This window comes from Bradyrhizobium sp. USDA 372, assembly GCF_053629095.1.
Window position 1 is genome coordinate 5,715,051 of the sequence record NZ_JBRJHR010000001.1, and the last position, 19,524, is coordinate 5,734,574.

Consider the following 19,524-nt stretch of genomic DNA (forward strand, 5'->3'; position numbering starts at 1 on the left):
GCTCAACTCTCAGGAAACGCGCTTCAGCACAGCGTTAACCGCGGCCTCGGCGGTAATGCCGAAATGCTTGTAAAGCTCCTTTGCGGGGCCGCTTTCGCCGAACGAATGCATGCCGATGAATTCGCCATCCTGGCCGATCACGGCATCCCAGCCCCAGCGCACCGCGGCCTCGATCGCAATCTTCACCGGCGCGTCGCCGATGATGGCGGCGCGCTTCGCCTCTGGTTGCGCTAACAACAGCTCGAGCGAGGGAACGGAGACAACGCGCGAGGCGACGCCGCGTTCCGCCAGCTGCTTCTGGGCCGCAACCGCGATCTCGACCTCGGAGCCGGAGGCGAACAGCGTCGCCTTGGCTTCGCCCTGGGCGGCGACCAGTTCATAGGCACCGGCCGCGCAAGGGTTATCGTTCGGTGCGGTGGTCCGCAGCTGCGGCAGGTTCTGCCGCGTCAGCGCCAGCACGGTCGGGCCGTCGACGCGGTTGAGCGCGAGCTCCCAGCACTCGGCGACTTCCATCGCATCGCAGGGACGGAACACGCGCATGTTGGGAATGGCTCTGAGCGCAGCGAGATGCTCGACCGGCTGATGGGTCGGGCCGTCTTCGCCGAGGCCGATCGAGTCATGGGTCATGACGTAAACGACGCCGGAGCCCATCAAGGCGGCAAGGCGCATTGCAGGCCGCGCGTAATCGGTGAACACCAGGAAGGTCGCGCCATTCGGCGCGAAGCCGCCATGCAGGAAAATTCCGTTCATCGCTGCGGCCATGCCGTGCTCGCGGATGCCGTAATGGATGAAGCGGCCCTTCGGCGTCTTGGCCGAGAAGGCGGTCGCCGACTTCGCCTTGTTGTTGTTGGAGCCGGTGAGGTCGGCCGAGCCGGCGAGGAATTCCATCGGCATCGCGGCTGCGATCGCTTCGATCGCCGCTTCCGACGATTTGCGCGTCGCCGCGGTCAGCGGCTTCTCCAGCAGCTCCTTCTTGTGCGCCTTCAGCGCCTTTGCCAGCGAGGCCGGACGCTCATGACGCAGGCGGCGCTCGAACTCGGCGCGCTTGCGGCTGCCGAGCTCGCCGAGCCGCGCTTCCCATTCCTGCCGTGCGGCCGCGCCGCGGCTGCCGGCTGCGCGCCAGGCCTTCAGCACGTCGTCGGCGACCGCGAACGGCTCGAGCGCGATGCCGAGATTTTCCTTGGCGGCCTTGAGCTCGTCGGCCCCGAGCGCCTCGCCGTGCACCTTGGAGGTGCCGGCCTTGTTCGGCGCGCCGAAGCCGATCGTGGTGCGGCAGGCGATCAGCGTCGGCTTGCTGGATTTCTTCGCGCGCGTGATGGCGTCGGCGATCGCGGCCTGGTCCTGGCCGTCGATCTTCTCGGCAGCCCAGCCCGCCGACTTGAAGCGCTTCACCTGGTCGACGGAATCGGCGATCGAGGTCGGGCCGTCGATCGAGATGCCGTTGTCGTCGTAGAGCACGATCAGCTTGTTGAGCTTCCAGTGCCCGGCCATCGCGATCGCTTCCTGCGACACGCCTTCCATCAGGTCGCCGTCGGAGGCGAGCACATAGGTGTGGTGGTCGACGATCTTCTTGCCGAACTCGGCCGCCAGCATCTTCTCGGCCAGCGCCATGCCGACCGCGGTCGAGATGCCCTGGCCGAGCGGGCCGGTGGTGGTCTCGATGCCGTTGGTGCGGAAGTTCTCGGGGTGGCCGGGGGTCAGCGAGTCGACCTGGCGGAACTGCTTGATCTGGTCCAGCGTCATCTCGGCATTGCCGGTGAGATACAGCAGCGAATAGAGCAGCATCGAGCCGTGTCCGGCCGAGAGCACGAAGCGGTCGCGGTCCGGCCAGGCGGGCGCGGCGGCATCGAATTTCAGGAACTGCGTGAACAGCACGGTGGCGATGTCGGCGGCGCCCATCGGCAGGCCGGGATGGCCCGATTTCGCCTTCTCGACAGCGTCCATCGAAAGGCCGCGGATCGCGTTGGCCATACGGGTGTGATCGACCTGCGTCATGTCTGAAAATCCGTCTGAAAAGAGGCGCTTGGCGATGGTTGCCCGCGCGGGGAGGAGCCTGGCGGCCACTGAAGGTCGGGGCTGGGATAGCACCTCGGTTCCGGGAGTCCAAGGCAATCAAACGCCGGTTTGGCCGCAAAAGTTGCCCGTGTGGACATCGGTTTCCGCTCGGATCGCGCCGGGCGGAATGGACGGATCAGCACGACGTCATCCCGATAGATCGGTGCATAGTTTTGCGGCGGCGTTGCGCTTGGCTAGCTTGCCACGTAAATTTCTGCTTCTAACCGCTTGCCGAACCGAGTCTTTTGCCGGACGGCAAGCTCCAGGGAAAGGCCACTGGGCAAAGGCCGCCAGGTTCCGCCGCTAGCTGCATGAACGATCGCGTATCCAACAGTTCCGCCATGACGGAGTCTTCCGCCGTCGAGATCGAGATTGCGACCCGCAGACTGATGGCGGCGCTCGACGCGCTCGAAAGTGCGGTGGAGCGGCGGCGCGACGCCGATCGCGACGAGAACGAGCTTGCGGCGCGAATCCAGGCGCTCGGCGCGGATCGCTCGCGTCTTGCCGACGAGCTCGACGGTGCGCTGGTGAAGGCACGCAAGCTCGAGCGCACCAATCGCGAGATCTCCGACCGGCTGGATTCCGCGATCGTCACGATACGCTCGGTGCTCGATACCGGAGAGGACGGATGAGCCACATCAACGTCACCATCAATGGCCGGCAATACCGCATGGCCTGCGAGGAGGGCCAGGAGGTGCGGCTGCTCAAGCTCGCCGAAACGCTGGAGACGCGCATCCAGTCGCTGCGCGGAAAATTCGGCGAGATCGGCGATGCGCGGCTCACCGTGATGGCCGCGCTGACCGTCTGCGACGAGCTGATCGACACCACCAACCGCGTCCGCACCCTCGAGCAGGAATTGACCGAGCTCAGGGATTTCCGCAACGCCGCCGTCGAGCGCGCCCGCATGACGCAGACCGCGGTGGTGAACGCGCTCAATGCCGCCGCCGAGCGCATCGAAAAGTCGACGCAGGTGCTGAACCGGACGGTAGGCAACGGCATCGCGATCGGCTGAAGCTCTTCGGAAGACTCGACCAAATTGTTAGGCTCGACGGGGCCGCGCGCCTTACCCTCCCCCCTGGAGGGGGAGGGTCGATCGCGCGCAGCGCGAGCGGGGTGGGGTGATCTCTCCCCACGGGCACTGTTCGAGTGGAGAGACCGTCACCCCACCCCGTCTCACATTTCGCTGCGCTCCATGTGAGCCGACCCACGGGCGAGCTTCGCTCGTCCCGGACCCCTCCAGGGGAGGGTAAGAAAGCGCCCCGCTCGTCGCACTGGCGATTCGTCAGTATCGTTGTTACATTGGCCGCGCGAGGCTGCGACGTGCGTCAGGAGCCATATATCCCCGGGGCCTTATCGATCCTTTAGGGAACTGTCCCTGGCCGGGCCCGTGGGCTCGGACATATGGTGCCCACCTACTTTCGTAGGGAACTCCGGGATCGAGTGCTTCAACGGCGTCGGCGGCTTCGCACTTTTGTTTGCTTGTTGCCTGTCGATTCGTGCCTGTCGAAATGACTGCGGCAAATCAGTAGGTGTCATGCCCCGCGCAGGCGGGGCATCCAGTACGCCGCCGCCTTTGTGTGAATCACCACTGCCTCTGGAATACTGGATCACCCGCACCAGTGCGCAAGGGCGCACAAGGCGGGTGGTGACGTGGGGGACCAAAGCGCATGTCGAACTCCAAAGCCGAGCTCCGAGCCAAAGCCCTCGCCAAGCGCGATGCGCTGAGCGAGAAGAAGCGCGCCACTGCCGCCGCAAAGCTCGCCAAGCGCGGGCTGCCGTTCACGCTGCTGCCGGGCAGCATCGTCTCCGGCTATTCGCCGATCCGCAGCGAGATCGATCCGATGCCGCTGCTCACGAAGCTCGCGGAAGAGGGCGCCAGGCTGGCGCTGCCCTGCGTCACCGCGCGCGGCCAGTCGCTGATCTTCCGTCTCTTCCATCCGAACGACCGCCTGATGCTCGGCCCGCTCGGCATTCCCGAGCCGTCGCCGGCAGCAGCCGAAGTCATTCCCGACATCATGCTGACGCCGCTCGCCGCCTTCGACCGCCTCGGCCATCGCATCGGTTATGGCGCGGGCCATTACGATTTCACCTTCGCGCATTTGCGCAAAGCCAAGCACATCGTCGGCATCGGCCTTGCGTTTGCAGCGCAGGAGATCGAGGCGGTTCCGGCACTATCCCACGACGTGGCGCTGGATTATGTGCTAACGGAATCGGACGTGTTCGATTTCCGGAGTTCTGAAGTTGCGCATTCTCTTCGTGGGTGATGTCGTCGGCCGTAGCGGGCGCGAGGCCGTCTCCGAATATCTGCCCGGCATGGTCAAGGACTGGTCGCTCGATCTCGTCGTCGTCAACGGCGAGAATTCGGCCGGCGGCTTCGGCATTACGGAAGCGATCTACCAGGAGTTTCTCGAGGCCGGCGCCGATGCGGTGACGCTCGGCAATCACTCCTGGGACCAGCGCGAGGCCCTCGTCTTCATCGAGCGCGCCGACCGCCTCGTGCGCCCCGCCAACTATCCGCGCGGCACGCCCGGCCGCGGCGCCGCCTTGGTCGAAACCAAGAACGGCAAGCATGCCCTCGTCGTCAACGCGCTTGGCCGCGTCTTCATGACCCCGTTCGACGATCCCTTCGCCGCACTCGAGCGCGAGTTGGGGGCCTGTCCGCTCGGTGTGGCCGCCGACGCCATCGTCGTCGATTTCCATTGCGAGGCGAGCAGCGAGAAGCAGGGCATCGGCTTCTTCTGCGACGGCCGCGCCAGCCTCGTCGTCGGCACGCACACGCATGTGCCGACCGCCGACCACCAGATCCTCGCAGGCGGCACCGCCTACATGACCGACGCCGGCATGACCGGCGATTACGATTCCATCATCGGCATGCAGAAGGAAGAACCGCTGCGCCGGTTCACATCAGGAATTCCGTCGAGCCGCTTCGAGCCCGCCGCAGGCGCCGCGACGCTCAGCGGCGTCGCCGTGGAGACGGATGACGCAACGGGGCTCGCGCTGAAGGTCGCCCCGGTGCGCGTCGGTGGAAGGCTGGAGCCGACAACGCCGAAGTTCTGGTTGAGCTAGCTGGCGCGATGAATTCCGCTGCACTTTCCTTGCGGGAGAAGGCAGGCGCGGAAATTTCGGAATATTAGCATTCTACCCCTGTTTTGCCCGACGAGTCAACGCGCGCCAGGGCCCGCCAGCGTAAGCCATTGATTCCGCACACCCCGGCTACTGTGCATGGGGTTGTTTTCGAGCTTTTTGTTTTGAGGACGCCGGAGCGCCCTCGTCAGCCCTGCCGAAAGCCCATCCGGAAGGCGCCCCAGTGCTTGCCGCGGATCATGATTGGCGAGGACAGGTCCTTCATCAGCACGAACTGCCCGCCGCCCATGTCGCGGCGGTAGGTTTGCAGCAGGAACGGCTTTGTGCTCGCTGCGACCTTCTTCACCGCGCGGTCGGTGAACAGGCGGCGGTTGCGGCAATTGGCGTTGTTCCAGACCGGGTCCTTGCCCTGCGGCAGGCGGTAGTTCGGATTGTGGGTCGGCAGGTACCCGCCTTTGGCCCAGGCGACGCAGAACACGATGCGCGGGTCGGATGTCTGGATCGGGTCCTGGATCGCGGGCAGCATGCGATCGGTGAAGTCGACGTAGGCGGTGTTGTACTGCTTTGGATTGGTGCCGGGGATCTCGCGGTAATTCTCGTCCATGAGCTGGTCGAGCGTGATCTCGCCGCGGTCGATCGCAGCTTCGAACTCGGCGGAGATCCGCTTCGCGGTGTCGATGACGACGCGGATCAGCGGCGCATCCGATGTCTCGACGCCGCTGTCGGCAATCAGCGCGATCAGGCCTTCGGAGGTGTCGAGCAGCTTCGCCACGCGCTCGTCGGCGCTTCGAAGGTCGCGCGAGGAGAGGTCGACGCCCTTGGCGAGCTCGTTGAGCTCGCTGATCACGGTGTCGCAATGGCCGAGGTTGGAGGTTGCCGCGCGCGCGACGCAGTCGATCTCGGCTTCGACGGAGGCGAAGCCCTGCTGGACCCGCGAGATGATGCCGGAGATCGCTTGCGCGCCTTCGCCGGCGGTCTTGGCGCGCTGCGAGGCGTCGCTGCTCTCGCCGATCAGGCCTTCGATCTGGCCGTCGAGATCGCGCACGGTGTCGGAGATCTCATGCGTGGCCTGGCGCGTGGCCTCCGCGAGGTTCTTGACTTCGCTTGCGACCACCGCGAAGCCGCGGCCGGCAGTGCCGGCGCGCGCCGCCTCGATGGTGGCGTTGAGCGCGAGCAGATTGGTCTGCTTGGCGATCGCCTCGATCGAGCCGGAGACCTTCGCCACCTGCGCCAGCGCCGCGCCGACGGCGGACAGGCGGGCCTCGATCCGCTCCACCGCGGCGACGAGCTCGGAGATGTGGCTGACCGCGGTGTCGACCGCGCCGCGCGACTGCGCGATCTCGCCGACTGCAGCCGACGTCGTGCTTTGCACCGCCTGCGAGGCGTTGGCGATGTCGTGGTTGGCCGAGACCATCGTCTCGGCCGTCTTCTGCAGATGGTGAAACCGTTCCGACTGGCTCGCGACGCGGTTGGCGACTTCCTGGACGTTGCCGGCGATATCGGCGAGCTCGACGCCGAGACCGCCGATGCGGTCGGCGAGCTGGTCGATCAGGCGTTCGGCGAGCGTCCGGTTGGACGCAGTGTCCAACACGGCAAGTTGGGCAAAGGACATGTACGGGCTCTCTCCAGTCGGAGCCGTTGGTCGGCTCCTTGGCGGCATTCCGATTCCTAGCTCCGACCTTAGAGGATGATTCGCGCCCGGCGTCTTGCCCAGGAGTGCAGGCGCGGGGTGTTATAGCTTGTAGGCCGTGCGGAAGCCGCCCCAGTGCCGGCCCTGCACGCGGATCGGCACGTCGATCTCGCGCATCATCACCGTGTTGCCGTTGCCCATGTCGCGCGCATAGCTCTGGACCAGGTACGATCGCAGGTTGCGTGCGGCAGCTAACCCCGCCGGATCGTTGAAGATGCGCCGATTGCGGCTGTTGGCCGTATTCCAGGCGACGTCGCCGGGCCGCTGCGGATGCGAATAGACCTTGTTGTGCACCGGCAAAAAGCCGTTGCGGTCGACCATGGCGCAGAACGCCATCCGCGACTCCCTCGCCAGGAAGGCTTCCTGGAACGGCGGCAGGGCGCGGTCGGCCCAGTCGAGATATTTGGTGCGGTATTGCTGCGGGTTGGTGCCGGCAATCTCCACGTAGTCGGTGTCGAAGAGGTCCTCGATCTTGACCTCGCCGCGCGCAACCGCCTGCTCGAATATCTTCGTCAGCGCATTGCCTGCTTCCATGGCACGGGTGACGAGCTCGGTGTTCTCCTCATGGATCGACCAGAGCTTGTCCTCGATCTTCTCGTTGAGCGCGGCGGTGGCGCCGACGAATTGCGCGCGGGCGCCGGCCTTGGATTGCTCGACCACGCGCAGGCGGCAGGCGCCGATGTCCTCTAGGCTGCCTTCGACCGTCGCTTGCGTCGCGAGCCGGCTTGCGTCCGCGCCGCCGATCAGCACGCCCTCCATTGCAATTTCATAGACCGGCATCACGCCGCGCGCCGTCTCGAATCTGAGATGGCAGGGCAGCCGCTCGGTCTTGCGGCGGTCGTCGTGCTCGCTCTGGCGCAGCAGCACGGCGCAGCGCGATTTCAGCTTCTGGGCGAAGGTGGTGACGGCCTTGCCGGCGCTGGCGACGCTCTCGCCATGGGTCTCGGCAGCCTTGGTCGCCGCGTCGATCTCGGCCGCGCTCTCGCCGACCGAGATGATGAACTCGGAGGCGCTGGCGGCATTGCCGGAGACTTCGCTGGTGGTGGCGTTCTGCTCGGCGACCGCGCGGTTGACGGTGTCGAACACCGGGCGGATCGCCTCGATCGCCTGCGAGATGCGGTGCACCGCATCCGCCGAGCCGGCGGCGTCGCGCTGCAGCGCGTCGATCTTCTTTGTGATCTCCTCTGTCGCGCTCTGGGTCTGCACCGCGAGCGCCTTGACCTCGGTGGCGACGACGGCAAAGCCTTTTCCCGCGGCGCCCGCGCGCGCGGCCTCGATGGTCGAGTTGAGCGCGAGCAGCGTGGTTTGCCGCGCGATCTGCGCGATCAGGTTGACGACGTTGCCGATGGCGGCGGAGGATTCGCGCAGGCGGTCGACATTGGCGCGGGCTTCCTGCGCGGCGGCGCTGGCCTCGTCGGCGAGCTTGCCGGCCTCGCGGACCTGCGCGCCGATGCCTTGCGCGGATTGGGTGAACTTGTCGGCGGCATGGGCGAAGGTAGAGGCGGTCGATTGCGCCGCGTTGGTCCGGCCGGTCAGGGCGTCGGTGCGGTCGCGAATGGCGGCGAGCGTCGCGGCGGTCGCATCGGCTCCGCCGGCGACGGAATTGGCGGCGCGCTCGAGCTGGCGGATCATGGCGCCGAGCTCGAGTTCCAGCAATTCCAGGATTTCCCGGGCCGAATCACTTTCGGCGGTCGGGGCGGGTGCGGCAGGGGCCGCCGGCTGCGCAGCCTCCGGGGCTGCCGCAGGCGCGGCCGTGTCCGGCAGACGCTTCCGAAATAGTCCGAACGCCATCAGCTCTCTCTTGTCGGGGAACGGTCGGGCGCTATTTTCGCAAGTCGGAATGAAATCAGGGTTAACGGTGCCCGACGTCTAGGCAGGCGCCATTACGGCGGCTACCTTTACAGGGCTACCTCAGGAGCAGCCGAGCCCTTTGATTCCGGTGGGTGGGCGGCCTATAAGGCCGCGCTTCCCGCACTCACCTTGACGCACGCTTCCCTCACGAGACCAAGCATGGCCGGACATTCCCAATTCAAGAACATCATGCACCGCAAGGGGCGGCAGGATGCCCAGAAGTCGAAGCTGTTCGGCAAGCTGGCGCGTGAAATCACCGTCGCCGCCAAGCTGGGCACGCCCGACCCCGCCATGAACCCGCGCCTGCGCGCCGCCGTGATCGCCGCGCGCCAGGAGAACATGCCGAAGGACAATATCGAGCGCGCCATCAAGAAGGCGCTCGGCAGCGACGGCGAGAACTATGACGAGATCCGCTACGAGGGCTATGGCCCGGGCGGCGTCGCCGTCATCGTCGAGGCGCTGACCGACAACCGCAACCGCGCCGCCTCCGACATCCGCTCCTTCTTCACCAAGTCCGGCGGCAATCTCGGCGAAACCGGCTCGGTCTCCTTCATGTTCGACCGCACCGGCGTCATCGAATACGACCGCAGCGTCGCATCCGACGATGCGGTGCTGGACGCTGCGATCGAGGCCGGCGCAGACGACGTCGTTTCCGGCGAGGGCGGCCACGAGATCTACGCCTCGACCGAAGGCTATCGCGATGTTGCCAAGGCGCTGGAAGCCAAGTTCGGCGAGCCGCGCAAGGCCGCGCTGATCTGGAAGCCGCAGAACACGGTTGCGGTCGACGACGAGACCGGCGAGAAGCTCTTGAAGCTGATGGACCTGCTCAACGAGCACGACGACGTCCAGAACGTCTACGCCAATTTCGAGGTGTCGGACGCGCTTGTTGCGAAGATGGGCGGCTGATACCTCGCTCCGGATTCTGCTGTCGTCGCCCGGCTTGACCGGGCGACCCAGTATTCCAGAGACGCCAGAGGGATACGGATAAGCCGCGGCGTACTGGATACCCCGCTTTCGCGGGGTATGACAACGGAATGTGGAGTGGGCGGCGGTGCTCACCCGAGATACCCCACTTCCCCTGTTACTTCCGTTCTGTTTCTGTTTCCCCCGCCGCGGCCAGCCGCTATCACTGGCCCATGACTGCGCTTCCGATTCGTGGCCCCGTTCGCATCATCGGCATCGACCCCGGCCTGCGCCGCACCGGCTGGGGCGTGATCGAGGCCGAGGGCAATCGCCTGATCTACCTCGCCTGCGGCTCGGTGGAACCGCCGGACGATTTGCCGCTGGCGAGCCGGCTGCTCGCGATCCATGAAGGGCTTGCTTCCGTCCTCTCCAGCCACCAGCCGATGGAAGCCGCGGTCGAGCAGACTTTTGTCAACAAGGACGGCGTTGCGACGCTGAAGCTTGGCCAGGCCCGCGGCGTCGCCATGCTGGCGCCCGCAATGTTCGGCATTTCTGTCGCCGAATACGCGCCGAACCAGGTCAAGAAGACCGTGGTCGGCGCCGGCCACGCCGACAAGCAACAGATCGCGATGATGCTGAAGATCCTGCTGCCGAAGGCCGAGCCGCCGTCCGCGGACGCCGCCGACGCGCTCGCCATCGCCATCACCCACGCCCATCACCGCCAGAGCACCGCGCTGCGGCTGAAGGTGGTGGGGATATGATCGGCAAGCTGAAGGGGCTGATCGATTCTTACGGCGAGGACTTCGTCATCCTCGACGTCGGCGGCGTCGGCTATCAGGTGCACTGTTCCTCGCGCACTTTGCAGCATCTGCCCTCGCCAGGCGAAGCCGCGGTGCTGTCGATCGAGACCTATGTCCGCGAGGATCAGATAAAGCTGTTCGGCTTCCGCACCGATCAGGAGCGCGAATGGTTTCGCCTGCTGCAGACCGTGCAGGGTGTCGGTGCCAAGGTCGCGCTCGCCGTGCTCGGCACGCTGTCGCCGGCCGATCTCGCCAATGCCATCGCGCTGCGCGACAAGGCCGCGGTGGCGCGCACGCCCGGCGTCGGCCCCAAGGTCGCCGAGCGCATCGTCACCGAATTGAAGGACAAGGCGCCGGCTTTTGCCAATGTCGATCCCGCCGTCGTGCATCTCGCCGGTGCCGTCGACGACCAGCGCGCGCCGCGCCCCGTCGCGGATGCGATCTCCGCCCTGATCAATCTCGGCTATGGCCAGCCGCAAGCCGCCGCCGCGATCGCCTCGGCCTCGCGCAGTGCGGGTGAGGGCGCCGAGACGGCGCAGCTGATCCGGCTCGGGCTGAAGGAGCTCGCGAAGTGAGCGACCCCAAAGCCAGCCGCATGGTTTCGCCCGAGCGCCGCAGCGACGATGTCGGCGACACCGCGCTGCGGCCGCAATCGCTGTCCGATTTCGTCGGCCAGCAGCAGGCGCGCAAGAATCTCTCGATCTTCATCGACGCCGCGCGCAAGCGCGGCGAGGCGCTGGATCACGTGCTGTTCGTCGGTCCCCCCGGCCTCGGCAAGACCACGCTGGCGCAGATCGTGGCGAAAGAGCTCGGCGTCGGCTTTCGCGCCACCTCAGGCCCGGTGATCGCCAAGGCCGGCGACCTCGCCGCGCTCCTCACCAATCTCGAAGAGCGCGACGTGCTCTTCATCGACGAGATCCATCGCCTCAGCCCGGCGGTGGAAGAGGTGCTCTATCCCGCGATGGAGGACTTTCAGCTCGACCTCATCATCGGCGAGGGCCCGGCAGCGCGCTCGGTGAAGATCGAGCTGTCGAAATTCACCCTGGTCGGCGCCACCACGCGCGCCGGCCTTCTCACCAATCCCTTGCGCGACCGCTTCGGCATTCCGGTGCGGCTGAATTTCTATACGATCGAGGAATTGGAGAGCATCGTCAGCCGCGGCGCGCGCGTGCTCAACGTCGGCATGAGCGTGGACGGCGCCAACGAGATCGCGCGCCGCGCCCGCGGCACACCGCGCATCGCCGGCCGCCTGCTCCGCCGTGTGCGCGACTTCGCCTCCGCGGCCGATGCCGACAAGATCGACCGCAAGATCGCCGACCACGCGCTGAGCGCGCTCGAGGTCGATGCCGCCGGCTTGGACGCCATGGATCGCCGCTATCTCACGACCATCGCGCTCAACTATGGCGGCGGCCCGGTCGGGGTCGAAACCATGGCCGCGGCTTTGTCGGAGCCGCGCGATGCCATCGAGGACATCATCGAGCCCTATCTGATCCAGTGCGGATATCTGCAGCGCACGCCGCGCGGACGCCTGCTCACCTCGCACGCCTTCCGTCATCTCGGCATCGCCGAACCCTCGCGCGATGCGGCGGCGCAGTTCGGTCTGTTCGGCACGGATGACAGCGACGAGTGACCTGCTGAACCGCGCGCCGTTCCGGCTTTGATGAATTTCCGTTAATCTCGTGCAAACGATCTGCACGAACGCACCCCAATTCCGCTCCAATCGGATATCATCAAGACGTCGCATCATCATCGGGCTTCCATGATCACGCGCCGTCATCTCATTCGTTCCATCGGCGGCCTGTCCGCCCTCGGCGTCTCGACTGCAGCCTATGGCGTCGGCGTCGAGCCGGTGCTGCGGCTGCGCGTCACGCGCTATCATCCCACGCCGCGGCAGTGGCCGGCGGATTTTCCGCTGAAGATTGCGGCCATCGCCGACATCCATGCCTGCGATCCCTGGATGTCGCTGGAGCGTATCGAGGGCATCGTCGACCGGACCAATGCGCTCAACGCCGATCTCATCGTGCTGCTCGGCGACTATGTCGCCGGCCTGCATCAGGTCACGCGCTTCATTCCGTCGAGCGAATGGGCGAGGGTGCTGGCGCGCCTGAAGGCGCCCCTCGGCGTTCATGCCGTCATGGGCAATCACGACTATTGGGACGACAGGACCGTGCAGCAGGCAGGGCACGGGCCGACCATCGCCCATCGTGCGCTGGAGGCGGCCGGCATCCCCGTCTACGAGAACGATGCCGTGCGCTTGACCAAGAATGGCCGTCCGTTCTGGCTCGCGGGGCTCGGCGACCAGCTCGCCTTCCTGCCGGCGCGGCGCTTCCGGAGCATGGCGCATTTCGGCGCCGACGATCTCGGCGCCACGCTGGCGAAGATCACCGACGATGCGCCGGTCATCCTGCTCGCGCACGAGCCCAACATCGCGCCGCTGGTACCCGCGCGCGTCGCGCTGCAACTGTCCGGCCATACCCATGGCGGCCAGGTCCGCCTGCTCGGCTGGTCGCCTGCGGTTTCGCCCAAGAACGGCCTGCGGCTCGCCTATGGCCACTTCCGCCTGAAATGCGACCTCATCGTCTCCGGCGGCCTTGGTTGCAGCATCATGCCGCTCCGGTTCGGCGTGCCGCCTGAGATCGTCGAGGTGACGCTGGGACGGTCAGGGCTGGTTGTGTCCTAACACGCTTGCGCCTCCGGCCGTTTTTGCGCAAAACGAGCCGGTTACCGACAAGCGAAGAGGCTCGCGACGTGACAGCTCATCTCGACGGCGAGATCCGCGACGGCCGCCACCACATGCAGGTCCGCGTCTACTACGAAGACACGGATTTTTCCGGCATCGTCTATCACGCCAATTACCTGCGCTACATGGAGCGCGGACGCACCAATCATCTCAGGCTGATGGGCGCCGAGCAGCAGGCGCTGTTCGAGCAGACCGAGACGGAAGGCACGGGCTTTGCCTTCGTGGTGCGCTCGATGCATCTGGACTTCTTGAAGCCCGCGCGAATGGACGACGTGCTCGATGTCGTGACCTGGCCGGTTGCTGTGAAGGGGGCGTCCATCATGCTGGCGCAGGAGGTGCGACGCGGCGACGATGTGCTGGTGAAAGCCGAGGTCCGCGTCGCCTTCATCAGCGGCGGCCGCGCCCAGCCGATTCCGAAGTCGATCCGCCAGCTGATGAAGGCCGATCTGGTTTCGTGATCGCTCGATCGGCGATGGCCTATCGACTCTGCCGATTGCGACGATACATTCGCGGTCCCGATCAACCGATGAGGCCATCATGTCGCGCCCGCCGCTTCCACCCTTCACCCGCGAGACCGCCGCGCAAAAGGCCCGCATGGCCGAGGACGCCTGGAATTCCCGCGATCCGGTGCGGGTCTCGCTCGCCTATACCGAGGACAGCCGCTGGCGTAACCGCTCCGAAGTGTTTCAGGGCCGCGAGGCCATCGTCGCCTTCCTCACCCGCAAATGGGAGAAGGAGCAGGACTATCGCCTGATCAAGGACCTCTGGGCCTTCGACGGCAATCGCATCGCGGTGCGCTTCCAGTACGAATGGCACGATGCAAGCGGGCAGTGGTACCGCTCCTACGGCAACGAGCAGTGGGAGTTCGACGAGCACGGCCTGATGAAGCGCCGCGAGGCGTCGATCAACGACATCGCGATTGCAGAGAAAGACCGCCGCTTTCACTGGGCGGCGCCGGGCCCGCGGCCGGCTGATGTGCCGGGGCTGGGCACGGATCCGTTCTAAGCCGCGCAAGCAACTGTCAATCCTCATGGTGAGGAGCCGCGAAGCGGCGTCTCGAACCATGCAGGCCCCGCTGCTGCATCCGGGCCTTTATCCTTCGAGACGCTTGCTCCGCAAGCTCCTCAAGATGAGGGGGAGAGATTTGCGCGACAAGAACCGCGTAATCGCTCCGCCGAGCTTGGCGCTGTCCATCGGCTCCGCCAGCGACGCCCGCGCCGTGGCAACGACTTCCTCCGGCGCCTTGCCGTCGCGCAGGTCGCAGCACACTTGCGCAAACCCCACGTCGAATTCCGGGTGCGGCTGCACGGTCAGCGTTGCGCCGTTGGCATAGAGCAGGCCGGCATGCGGGGTGAGGTCGGACGAGAGGATCGTCAGCGCGTCGTTCGGCGGCTCGATCACCTGATCCTGATGCGAGGCGGCGATCGCGACCGCTTCGCCGTCGACCACTCCGTTCTCCGGCAGCACCTGATAGACGTGCCGGCCGATGCCCCAGCCCTTCTCCGACTTGCGCACGGTGCCGCCGAGCGCCTGCGCGATCAGCTGGTGGCCGAAGCAGACACCGACCATCGGAGTCTTGTTGGCGTAGGCCGTCCGCACGAAATCTTCCAGCGGCGCGATCCAGTCGAGCCCGTCATAGACGCCGGCAGCCGCGCCGGTGATCAGGACGGCCTCGAGGTTGCCCGGATCGGGAAGCGCATGGCCGTTGGGGATGCTGACGACCTCGACTGTCGCGGCCGGATCTTCGGCGCGGATCATACGCGCGAACATGTCCGGAAATGAACCGTGGCGCTCGCGGTATTTTTGTGGGACCTCTCCGGTCTCGATGATCGTGATGCGTGCCATAAGTCTCCAGGCAAAAGGTTGCGAAGCTCAGCCGCTTTCTGCCCCATGTTGCTGGTGCGGCGCTGTGCGCTCGAGCAGAGCGCTCTCCTTGCGGATCTCGTTGAGAAAGGCCTTGGCCAGACGCGACAGCGGCTCGGCTTCCGACCATAGCATGTAGGCGACCGCCTGCGTCGTCGGGGTGAACGGACGGACGACGAGGCCGCTGCCGCCGTTCTGCCGCGGCGAGAAGGGATCGACCACCGCGGCGCCGACGCCGGCGGCGGCGAGCACGCAAGCCGTGTTGCAGTAGCGCACCTCGACCGTCGGCCGGAACGGCGCGCCGGCCCGTGCAAAGCTGTCGCGCACGGCTTCGCCGAGCCGCGTGCCGCGTTCGAGCCCGATGAAGGGAAGGCCGGAGAGATCAGCGGCCGTGATCACCGGTCGTTCCGCGAGGGGATGCTGCGGCGGCAGCACGCACACCATCTCGCCGGTGTGCACCACCTCATGCGCGATGCCGGGATGGTGCGTCAGTCCGAGCGCGAAGCCGAGCTCGGCGACACGGCTCAGTACGCCCTCGATGATCCCCTCATAGCGCCGCACGTCGAAGAACACCCGCGTCTCCGGTCGGCGGCGCAGGAAGCCCGACAGCGCGGACGGAATGATGCTGTAGGCGAGCGGCGGCGTCGCCACGATGGCGAGATGACCGGAGCGGTTCTCGCGCAGATCGCGCACGCGGTTCTCGAGCTTGGCGTGCAGCGCAAAGATCGCCTCGCTCTCCTTGTAGAGCGCCATCGCTTCGGCGGTTGGAAACAGCCGGTTGTTGACGCGCTCGAACAGCGCAAAGCCGGCCTGCGTCTCCATCGTCTTCAGCGCATTGCTGACTGCGGGCTGCGACAGCGCAAGCTCGTCCGCCGCCGCCACCGTGGTGCGGTGCCGGATGACGGCGCGCAGGATCTCGAGCTGACGCAGGTTCATATCACTACCGATTATAGTCTGAGCCAAAACATCATAGCAAAGCGAATTGATTTTGCAGCAGCGCTTCCCCGTAATGGCAGCAGATTTGCACGTCGCATCAAAGGGTTCGCTCGCCCATTGAGGCGGCACTGCGCACAGATTGGAGGCAATCTTGGTTCGTGTCCTTCGCGCCGCCGCCGCTCAGATGGGGCCGACGCAAAAAGCAGACAGCCGCGAGCATACGTTGTTGCGGATGCTCGACATGCTGGAGGAGGCGGCCGGTCGGGGTGCGAGCCTTGTGGTGTTTCCGGAGCTCGCCTTCACCACCTTCTTCCCGCGCTGGCTGCTCGAGGGCGAGGCGCTCGACCGGTATTTCGAGCGCGGCATGCCGAACCCTGCTGTGGCAAAGCTGTTCGACCGCGCCCGTGAGCTGCGCGTCGGCTTCTATGTCGGCTACGCCGAGCTGACGCCGGAGGGACGGCGCTACAATTGCTCCATCCTGGTCGATCGCGACGGCGAGGTTCTAGGCCGCTATCGCAAGGTGCACCTGCCGGGCTCGGTCGAGCCACGTCCGGGCGCGCGCTACCAGCAACTCGAGAAGCGCTACTTCGACTATGGCGACCTCGGCTTTCCCGCCTTCCGCGCCGGCTCGTCCTGGGCCCACGCCATCATGGGCATGATGATCTGCAACGACCGCCGCTGGCCGGAATCCTGGCGCGTGCTCGGTCTGCAAGGCGTCGAGCTCGTCTGCATCGGCTACAATTCGGCGGCCTACGATCCCAACGGCGGCACGACGGAAGACGGCGCCTTGCGCACCTTCCACTCGACGCTGGTGACGCAGGCCAACGCCTACATGAACGCGACCTGGGCGATCTCGGTGGCGAAGGCGGGCGAGGAGGACGGTTCCGGGCTGATCGGCGGCTCCTGCATCGTCGATCCCAATGGCCGCATCGTGGCGCAGGCGCAGACGCTGGCCGACGAGGTGATCGTCGCCGACATCGATCTCGACCTCTGCCGCCAGGGCAAGGACAAGATGTTCAACTTCGCCGCCCACCGGCGGCCCGAGCAATACAGGGTGATCACCGAGCGTGCCGGCGTCATCGAGCCGGCCGTTCTCGACGCGGATTGATCAACGGCCGGTCGCGGCGTTGGCAAAGGAGCTGACATGACACGCCTTTCGCATTTGCTTGCCTTCGCAGCATTGGCTGCCGTGACGTCGGCGCGAGCCGCCGAGCTGCCGGCGGAGATCAAGCAAGCCGGCACGCTGAAGCTCACGGTCAACTCCACCTACGCGCCGATGGAATACCGGGATCCCGCAACCAACGAGCTGGTCGGGCTCGACATCGATCTGGCGAACGAGCTCGCCAAGCGGCTCGGAGGCCTCAAGATCGTCTGGAGCGAGACGCCGTTCGCCGAGCTGATCCCCTCGCTCCAGACCAAGCGGGCCGACTTCATCATCAGTGGCATCCAGGATCGTAGTTCGCGGCGTGAGACGGCGGATTTCGTCGACTACCTGACCACTGGTCCGCAATTCTTCGTGCTGACCGAGAATGCGGCGAAGGTCGCCACCGATCTTTGCGGCAAGAAGGTCGGCACCACCCGCAGCACCGCATTTCCGATCGAGATCGAGAAATGGAGCAAGCAGAACTGCGAGGCGGTTGGCAAGCCTGCCATTCAGTATGTGCCCGGCGAGAATTCGATCGACGTGCGTAATCAGCTCAAGCAGGGCCGCATCGATGCCGCGGTTCAGGGCAGTGAAACCTTGCCCTACGCGCAAACGCAGGAAGCCGGCAAGTACCGCGTCATTGGTGAGCAATTGTCCACGGGCTATCAAGGCATCATGTTCCGCAAGGACGATGCGGCCTTGCGCGAGGTCGTGACGGAGAAGCTCGCGGCGATGATCGCCGACGGCTCGTACAAGGCCATTCTCGACAAATGGGGCTTAGGGGCCAATGCGGTCGCCCAGCCCATGCTGAACGCGGCGCCGCAATGAAGCCGGCGCCGGCACTCGCGCAAGGCTTTCCCGATCTGTCGGGCATGCGGATCGCGCGCGAGCCGCACTGGTTTCGCTGGATCAGCGCGGCCCTGATCGTCCTCGTGCTGGCGGCGATCGCACGCGCCTTTGCGAACGGCCAGATCGAATGGTCCTATGTCAGCCGCTTCCTGACCGCAAAGGTCATCCTCGAAGGCATCGTCAACACCATGGTGATGGCGGTGCTGGCCATGATGCTCGGCATCTTTCTTGGCATCGTCGTCGCGATCATGCGGCTGTCGCCCAATCCGGTGCTGAAGTCGGTCGCCGCCGGCTACACCTGGCTGTTCCGCGGCACGCCGCTGATCCTGCAGCTGCTGCTGTGGTTCAACCTCGCGCTGGTGTTTCCGACCATCGGCATTCCCGGCCTGTGGTCCGCGCGCGCCGTCGACGTCATGACGCCGTTCCTTGCCGCGCTGCTTGGGCTCGGCATCAACCAGGGCGCCTACACCTCCGAAGTCATGCGCGCCGGCATGCTGTCGGTCGATATCGGGCAGTATGAGGCGGCGCAGGCGATCGGCATGGGACGGCTGCGCGCGCTGCGGCGGATCGTGCTGCCGCAGGCGATGCGCGTGGTGATCCCGCCGCTCGGCAACGAGTTCATCAGCATGGTGAAGGCGACCTCGCTCGCCAGCGTGATCCAGTATCCGGAGCTGCTGCACAATGCCGAGAACATCTACTACGCCAATTCGCGCGTGATCGAGCTCCTGATCGTCGCCGGGCTCTGGTATCTGCTCGTGGTCTCGATCCTGACGCCGCTGCAGATGCTGCTCGAACGCCGCTTTGCACGCGGCACATTGCGGCTGGCGCGATGACAAAACCCCTCGTCGCCATCCGCTCCGTCAGCAAAAACTTTGGAGAGTTTCAGGCTCTCAACAACGTCTCGCTCGACGTCTGGCCCCGCGAGGTGATGTGCCTGATCGGCGCCTCCGGCTCAGGCAAGACCACGCTGCTCCGCTGCATCAACCAGCTTACCACCATCGATGCCGGCGGCATCTGGCTCGACGGCGAGCTTCTGGGCGTGCGCGAGCACGGCGGACGGCTCCATCGCCTCAGCGAGCGCGAGATCGGACGGCAGCGGCTGAAGACTGGCATGGTGTTCCAGCGTTTCAACCTGTTTCCGCACAAGACCGCGCTGGAGAACATCACCGAAGGCCCCACCCAGGTTCAGGGGCGCAAGCTGGACGAGGTGCGCGCCGAGGCGACCGAGCTGCTTCGTCGCGTCGGGCTGGCGGCGAAGGCGGATTCCTATCCGGCGCAGCTCTCCGGCGGCCAGCAGCAGCGCGTCGCGATCGCGCGGGCGCTCGCCATGAAGCCGATGTTGATGCTGTTCGACGAGCCGACCAGCGCGCTCGATCCCGAGCTGGTCGGCGAGGTGCTCGCGGTGATGAAGGAGCTGGCGAAGAGCGGCATGACCATGATGGTGGTGACGCACGAGCTCGGCTTCGCCCGCGAGGTGGCCGACCGCGTCGTTTACATGGACCATGGCGCGATCGTCGAGCAGGGCCGCGCCTCCGACGTGTTGGGCGCGCCGCGCGAGGAGCGCACCAAGGCATTTCTTTCGGCAGTGATCTGACATTGGGGGTATGGC

General features: G+C 66.0%; 20 protein-coding genes and 1 other RNA gene. 16 read left to right on the forward strand and 5 right to left on the reverse strand.

Annotation, left to right across the window (positions count from 1 at the left end):
• Positions 1-9: 9 nt before the first annotated feature.
• Positions 10-1,995, reverse strand: a complete 1,986-nt coding sequence (gene tkt, locus AB7M16_RS26695; RefSeq protein WP_453945530.1) for a transketolase — start codon at positions 1,993-1,995, stop codon at positions 10-12.
• 371 nt (positions 1,996-2,366) lie between these two features.
• On the opposite strand from tkt, the gene AB7M16_RS26700 reads away from it, so the two are divergent.
• The 5 genes from AB7M16_RS26700 to AB7M16_RS26720 all read left to right on the forward strand — a co-directional run bounded on the left by AB7M16_RS26700 (position 2,367) and on the right by AB7M16_RS26720 (position 5,121).
• Positions 2,367-2,687 carry a DUF4164 domain-containing protein gene (locus AB7M16_RS26700; RefSeq protein WP_020608063.1) on the forward strand — a complete coding sequence of 107 codons (321 nt, stop codon included), beginning with the start codon at positions 2,367-2,369 and terminating at the stop codon, positions 2,685-2,687.
• Entirely contained in the window at positions 2,684-3,067 is a 384-nt protein-coding gene (locus AB7M16_RS26705; protein ID WP_035998340.1) for a cell division protein ZapA, read from the forward strand. Before AB7M16_RS26700 ends, AB7M16_RS26705 begins: the two co-directional genes overlap by 4 nt.
• 295 nt (positions 3,068-3,362) lie before the next feature.
• A non-coding RNA gene (ssrS, locus tag AB7M16_RS26710) (6S RNA) lies at positions 3,363-3,523 on the forward strand.
• Between the two features lie 199 nt (positions 3,524-3,722).
• The gene (locus AB7M16_RS26715; protein ID WP_439402243.1) at positions 3,723-4,319 is read left to right on the forward strand and encodes a 5-formyltetrahydrofolate cyclo-ligase; all 597 of its coding nucleotides are present in this window, start codon (positions 3,723-3,725) and stop codon (positions 4,317-4,319) included.
• Entirely contained in the window at positions 4,297-5,121 is an 825-nt protein-coding gene (locus AB7M16_RS26720; protein WP_172784838.1) for a TIGR00282 family metallophosphoesterase, read from the forward strand. Before AB7M16_RS26715 ends, AB7M16_RS26720 begins: the two co-directional genes overlap by 23 nt.
• A 205-nt stretch (positions 5,122-5,326) precedes the next feature.
• On the opposite strand, the gene AB7M16_RS26725 is transcribed toward AB7M16_RS26720, so the two are convergent.
• Entirely contained in the window at positions 5,327-6,751 is a 1,425-nt protein-coding gene (locus AB7M16_RS26725; protein ID WP_453945531.1) for a methyl-accepting chemotaxis protein, read from the reverse strand.
• Between the two features lie 120 nt (positions 6,752-6,871).
• Positions 6,872-8,620: a methyl-accepting chemotaxis protein gene (locus tag AB7M16_RS26730; RefSeq protein WP_453945532.1), complete on the reverse strand. Its 1,749-nt coding sequence runs from the start codon at positions 8,618-8,620 to the stop codon at positions 6,872-6,874.
• A gap of 219 nt (positions 8,621-8,839) precedes the next feature.
• Between AB7M16_RS26730 and AB7M16_RS26735 the strand changes: the two genes are divergently transcribed.
• The 7 genes from AB7M16_RS26735 (at position 8,840) to AB7M16_RS26765 (ending at position 14,128) form a co-directional block, all read left to right on the forward strand.
• On the forward strand, positions 8,840-9,586 hold the full coding sequence (locus AB7M16_RS26735) for a YebC/PmpR family DNA-binding transcriptional regulator (RefSeq protein WP_453945534.1): 747 nt from the start codon (positions 8,840-8,842) through the stop codon (positions 9,584-9,586).
• Positions 9,587-9,816: 230 nt separating this feature from the next.
• On the forward strand, positions 9,817-10,344 hold the full coding sequence (gene ruvC, locus AB7M16_RS26740) for a crossover junction endodeoxyribonuclease RuvC (protein ID WP_260382082.1): 528 nt from the start codon (positions 9,817-9,819) through the stop codon (positions 10,342-10,344).
• Positions 10,341-10,958 carry a Holliday junction branch migration protein RuvA gene (gene ruvA / locus AB7M16_RS26745; protein ID WP_260382083.1) on the forward strand — a complete coding sequence of 206 codons (618 nt, stop codon included), beginning with the start codon at positions 10,341-10,343 and terminating at the stop codon, positions 10,956-10,958. Before ruvC ends, ruvA begins: the two co-directional genes overlap by 4 nt.
• The gene (ruvB, locus tag AB7M16_RS26750) at positions 10,955-12,013 is read left to right on the forward strand and encodes a Holliday junction branch migration DNA helicase RuvB (protein WP_453945535.1); all 1,059 of its coding nucleotides are present in this window, start codon (positions 10,955-10,957) and stop codon (positions 12,011-12,013) included. The genes ruvA and ruvB overlap by 4 nt, the downstream gene beginning before the upstream one ends.
• Positions 12,014-12,142: 129 nt before the next feature.
• Positions 12,143-13,063, forward strand: coding sequence for a metallophosphoesterase (locus AB7M16_RS26755; protein ID WP_453945536.1), 921 nt, complete (start codon positions 12,143-12,145; stop codon positions 13,061-13,063).
• Positions 13,064-13,131: 68 nt separating this feature from the next.
• A complete protein-coding gene (gene ybgC, locus AB7M16_RS26760; RefSeq protein ID WP_172784831.1) occupies positions 13,132-13,581 on the forward strand; it encodes a tol-pal system-associated acyl-CoA thioesterase in 450 nt (149 codons plus the stop codon).
• Between the two features lie 79 nt (positions 13,582-13,660).
• Entirely contained in the window at positions 13,661-14,128 is a 468-nt protein-coding gene (locus tag AB7M16_RS26765) for a nuclear transport factor 2 family protein (RefSeq protein ID WP_271503989.1), read from the forward strand.
• An 87-nt stretch (positions 14,129-14,215) separates the two neighbouring features.
• Here the strand turns inward: AB7M16_RS26765 and AB7M16_RS26770 are convergent, their stop codons facing one another.
• Together AB7M16_RS26770 and AB7M16_RS26775 are read right to left on the reverse strand one after the other, a co-directional pair.
• Positions 14,216-14,968 carry a type 1 glutamine amidotransferase gene (locus AB7M16_RS26770; protein ID WP_453945537.1) on the reverse strand — a complete coding sequence of 251 codons (753 nt, stop codon included), beginning with the start codon at positions 14,966-14,968 and terminating at the stop codon, positions 14,216-14,218.
• A 27-nt stretch (positions 14,969-14,995) separates the two neighbouring features.
• On the reverse strand, positions 14,996-15,922 hold the full coding sequence (locus AB7M16_RS26775) for a LysR family transcriptional regulator (RefSeq protein WP_212254221.1): 927 nt from the start codon (positions 15,920-15,922) through the stop codon (positions 14,996-14,998).
• A gap of 151 nt (positions 15,923-16,073) precedes the next feature.
• Between AB7M16_RS26775 and AB7M16_RS26780 the strand changes: the two genes are divergently transcribed.
• From AB7M16_RS26780 to AB7M16_RS26795, 4 genes are read left to right on the forward strand one after another with little or no spacing between them, the layout of a single operon-like run.
• A complete protein-coding gene (locus AB7M16_RS26780; protein WP_453945539.1) occupies positions 16,074-17,030 on the forward strand; it encodes an N-carbamoyl-D-amino-acid hydrolase in 957 nt (318 codons plus the stop codon).
• 36 nt (positions 17,031-17,066) lie between these two features.
• The gene (locus AB7M16_RS26785; RefSeq protein WP_453945540.1) at positions 17,067-17,894 is read left to right on the forward strand and encodes an ABC transporter substrate-binding protein; all 828 of its coding nucleotides are present in this window, start codon (positions 17,067-17,069) and stop codon (positions 17,892-17,894) included.
• A complete protein-coding gene (locus AB7M16_RS26790; RefSeq protein ID WP_212254224.1) occupies positions 17,891-18,748 on the forward strand; it encodes an amino acid ABC transporter permease in 858 nt (285 codons plus the stop codon). Before AB7M16_RS26785 ends, AB7M16_RS26790 begins: the two co-directional genes overlap by 4 nt.
• Positions 18,745-19,509, forward strand: a complete 765-nt coding sequence (locus tag AB7M16_RS26795) for an amino acid ABC transporter ATP-binding protein (RefSeq protein ID WP_453945541.1) — start codon at positions 18,745-18,747, stop codon at positions 19,507-19,509. Before AB7M16_RS26790 ends, AB7M16_RS26795 begins: the two co-directional genes overlap by 4 nt.
• Positions 19,510-19,524 lie beyond the last annotated feature (15 nt).

What these genes read in the sequence shown, in the direction of transcription:
- tkt (WP_453945530.1), bottom strand. Translation starts at nt 1,995, where the DNA reads ATGACGCAGGTCGATCACACCCGTATGGCCAACGCGATCCGCGGCCTT.
- AB7M16_RS26735 (WP_453945534.1), top strand. Translation starts at nt 8,840, where the DNA reads ATGGCCGGACATTCCCAATTCAAGAACATCATGCACCGCAAGGGGCGG.
- ruvC (WP_260382082.1), top strand. Translation starts at nt 9,817, where the DNA reads ATGACTGCGCTTCCGATTCGTGGCCCCGTTCGCATCATCGGCATCGAC.
- AB7M16_RS26795 (WP_453945541.1), top strand. Translation starts at nt 18,745, where the DNA reads ATGACAAAACCCCTCGTCGCCATCCGCTCCGTCAGCAAAAACTTTGGA.
- AB7M16_RS26770 (WP_453945537.1), bottom strand. Translation starts at nt 14,968, where the DNA reads ATGGCACGCATCACGATCATCGAGACCGGAGAGGTCCCACAAAAATAC.
- AB7M16_RS26790 (WP_212254224.1), top strand. Translation starts at nt 17,891, where the DNA reads ATGAAGCCGGCGCCGGCACTCGCGCAAGGCTTTCCCGATCTGTCGGGC.
- AB7M16_RS26725 (WP_453945531.1), bottom strand. Translation starts at nt 6,751, where the DNA reads ATGTCCTTTGCCCAACTTGCCGTGTTGGACACTGCGTCCAACCGGACG.
- AB7M16_RS26755 (WP_453945536.1), top strand. Translation starts at nt 12,143, where the DNA reads ATGATCACGCGCCGTCATCTCATTCGTTCCATCGGCGGCCTGTCCGCC.
- AB7M16_RS26715 (WP_439402243.1), top strand. Translation starts at nt 3,723, where the DNA reads ATGTCGAACTCCAAAGCCGAGCTCCGAGCCAAAGCCCTCGCCAAGCGC.
- ruvA (WP_260382083.1), top strand. Translation starts at nt 10,341, where the DNA reads ATGATCGGCAAGCTGAAGGGGCTGATCGATTCTTACGGCGAGGACTTC.
- AB7M16_RS26700 (WP_020608063.1), top strand. Translation starts at nt 2,367, where the DNA reads ATGAACGATCGCGTATCCAACAGTTCCGCCATGACGGAGTCTTCCGCC.
- AB7M16_RS26775 (WP_212254221.1), bottom strand. Translation starts at nt 15,922, where the DNA reads ATGAACCTGCGTCAGCTCGAGATCCTGCGCGCCGTCATCCGGCACCGC.
- AB7M16_RS26730 (WP_453945532.1), bottom strand. Translation starts at nt 8,620, where the DNA reads ATGGCGTTCGGACTATTTCGGAAGCGTCTGCCGGACACGGCCGCGCCT.
- AB7M16_RS26785 (WP_453945540.1), top strand. Translation starts at nt 17,067, where the DNA reads ATGACACGCCTTTCGCATTTGCTTGCCTTCGCAGCATTGGCTGCCGTG.
- AB7M16_RS26765 (WP_271503989.1), top strand. Translation starts at nt 13,661, where the DNA reads ATGTCGCGCCCGCCGCTTCCACCCTTCACCCGCGAGACCGCCGCGCAA.
- AB7M16_RS26705 (WP_035998340.1), top strand. Translation starts at nt 2,684, where the DNA reads ATGAGCCACATCAACGTCACCATCAATGGCCGGCAATACCGCATGGCC.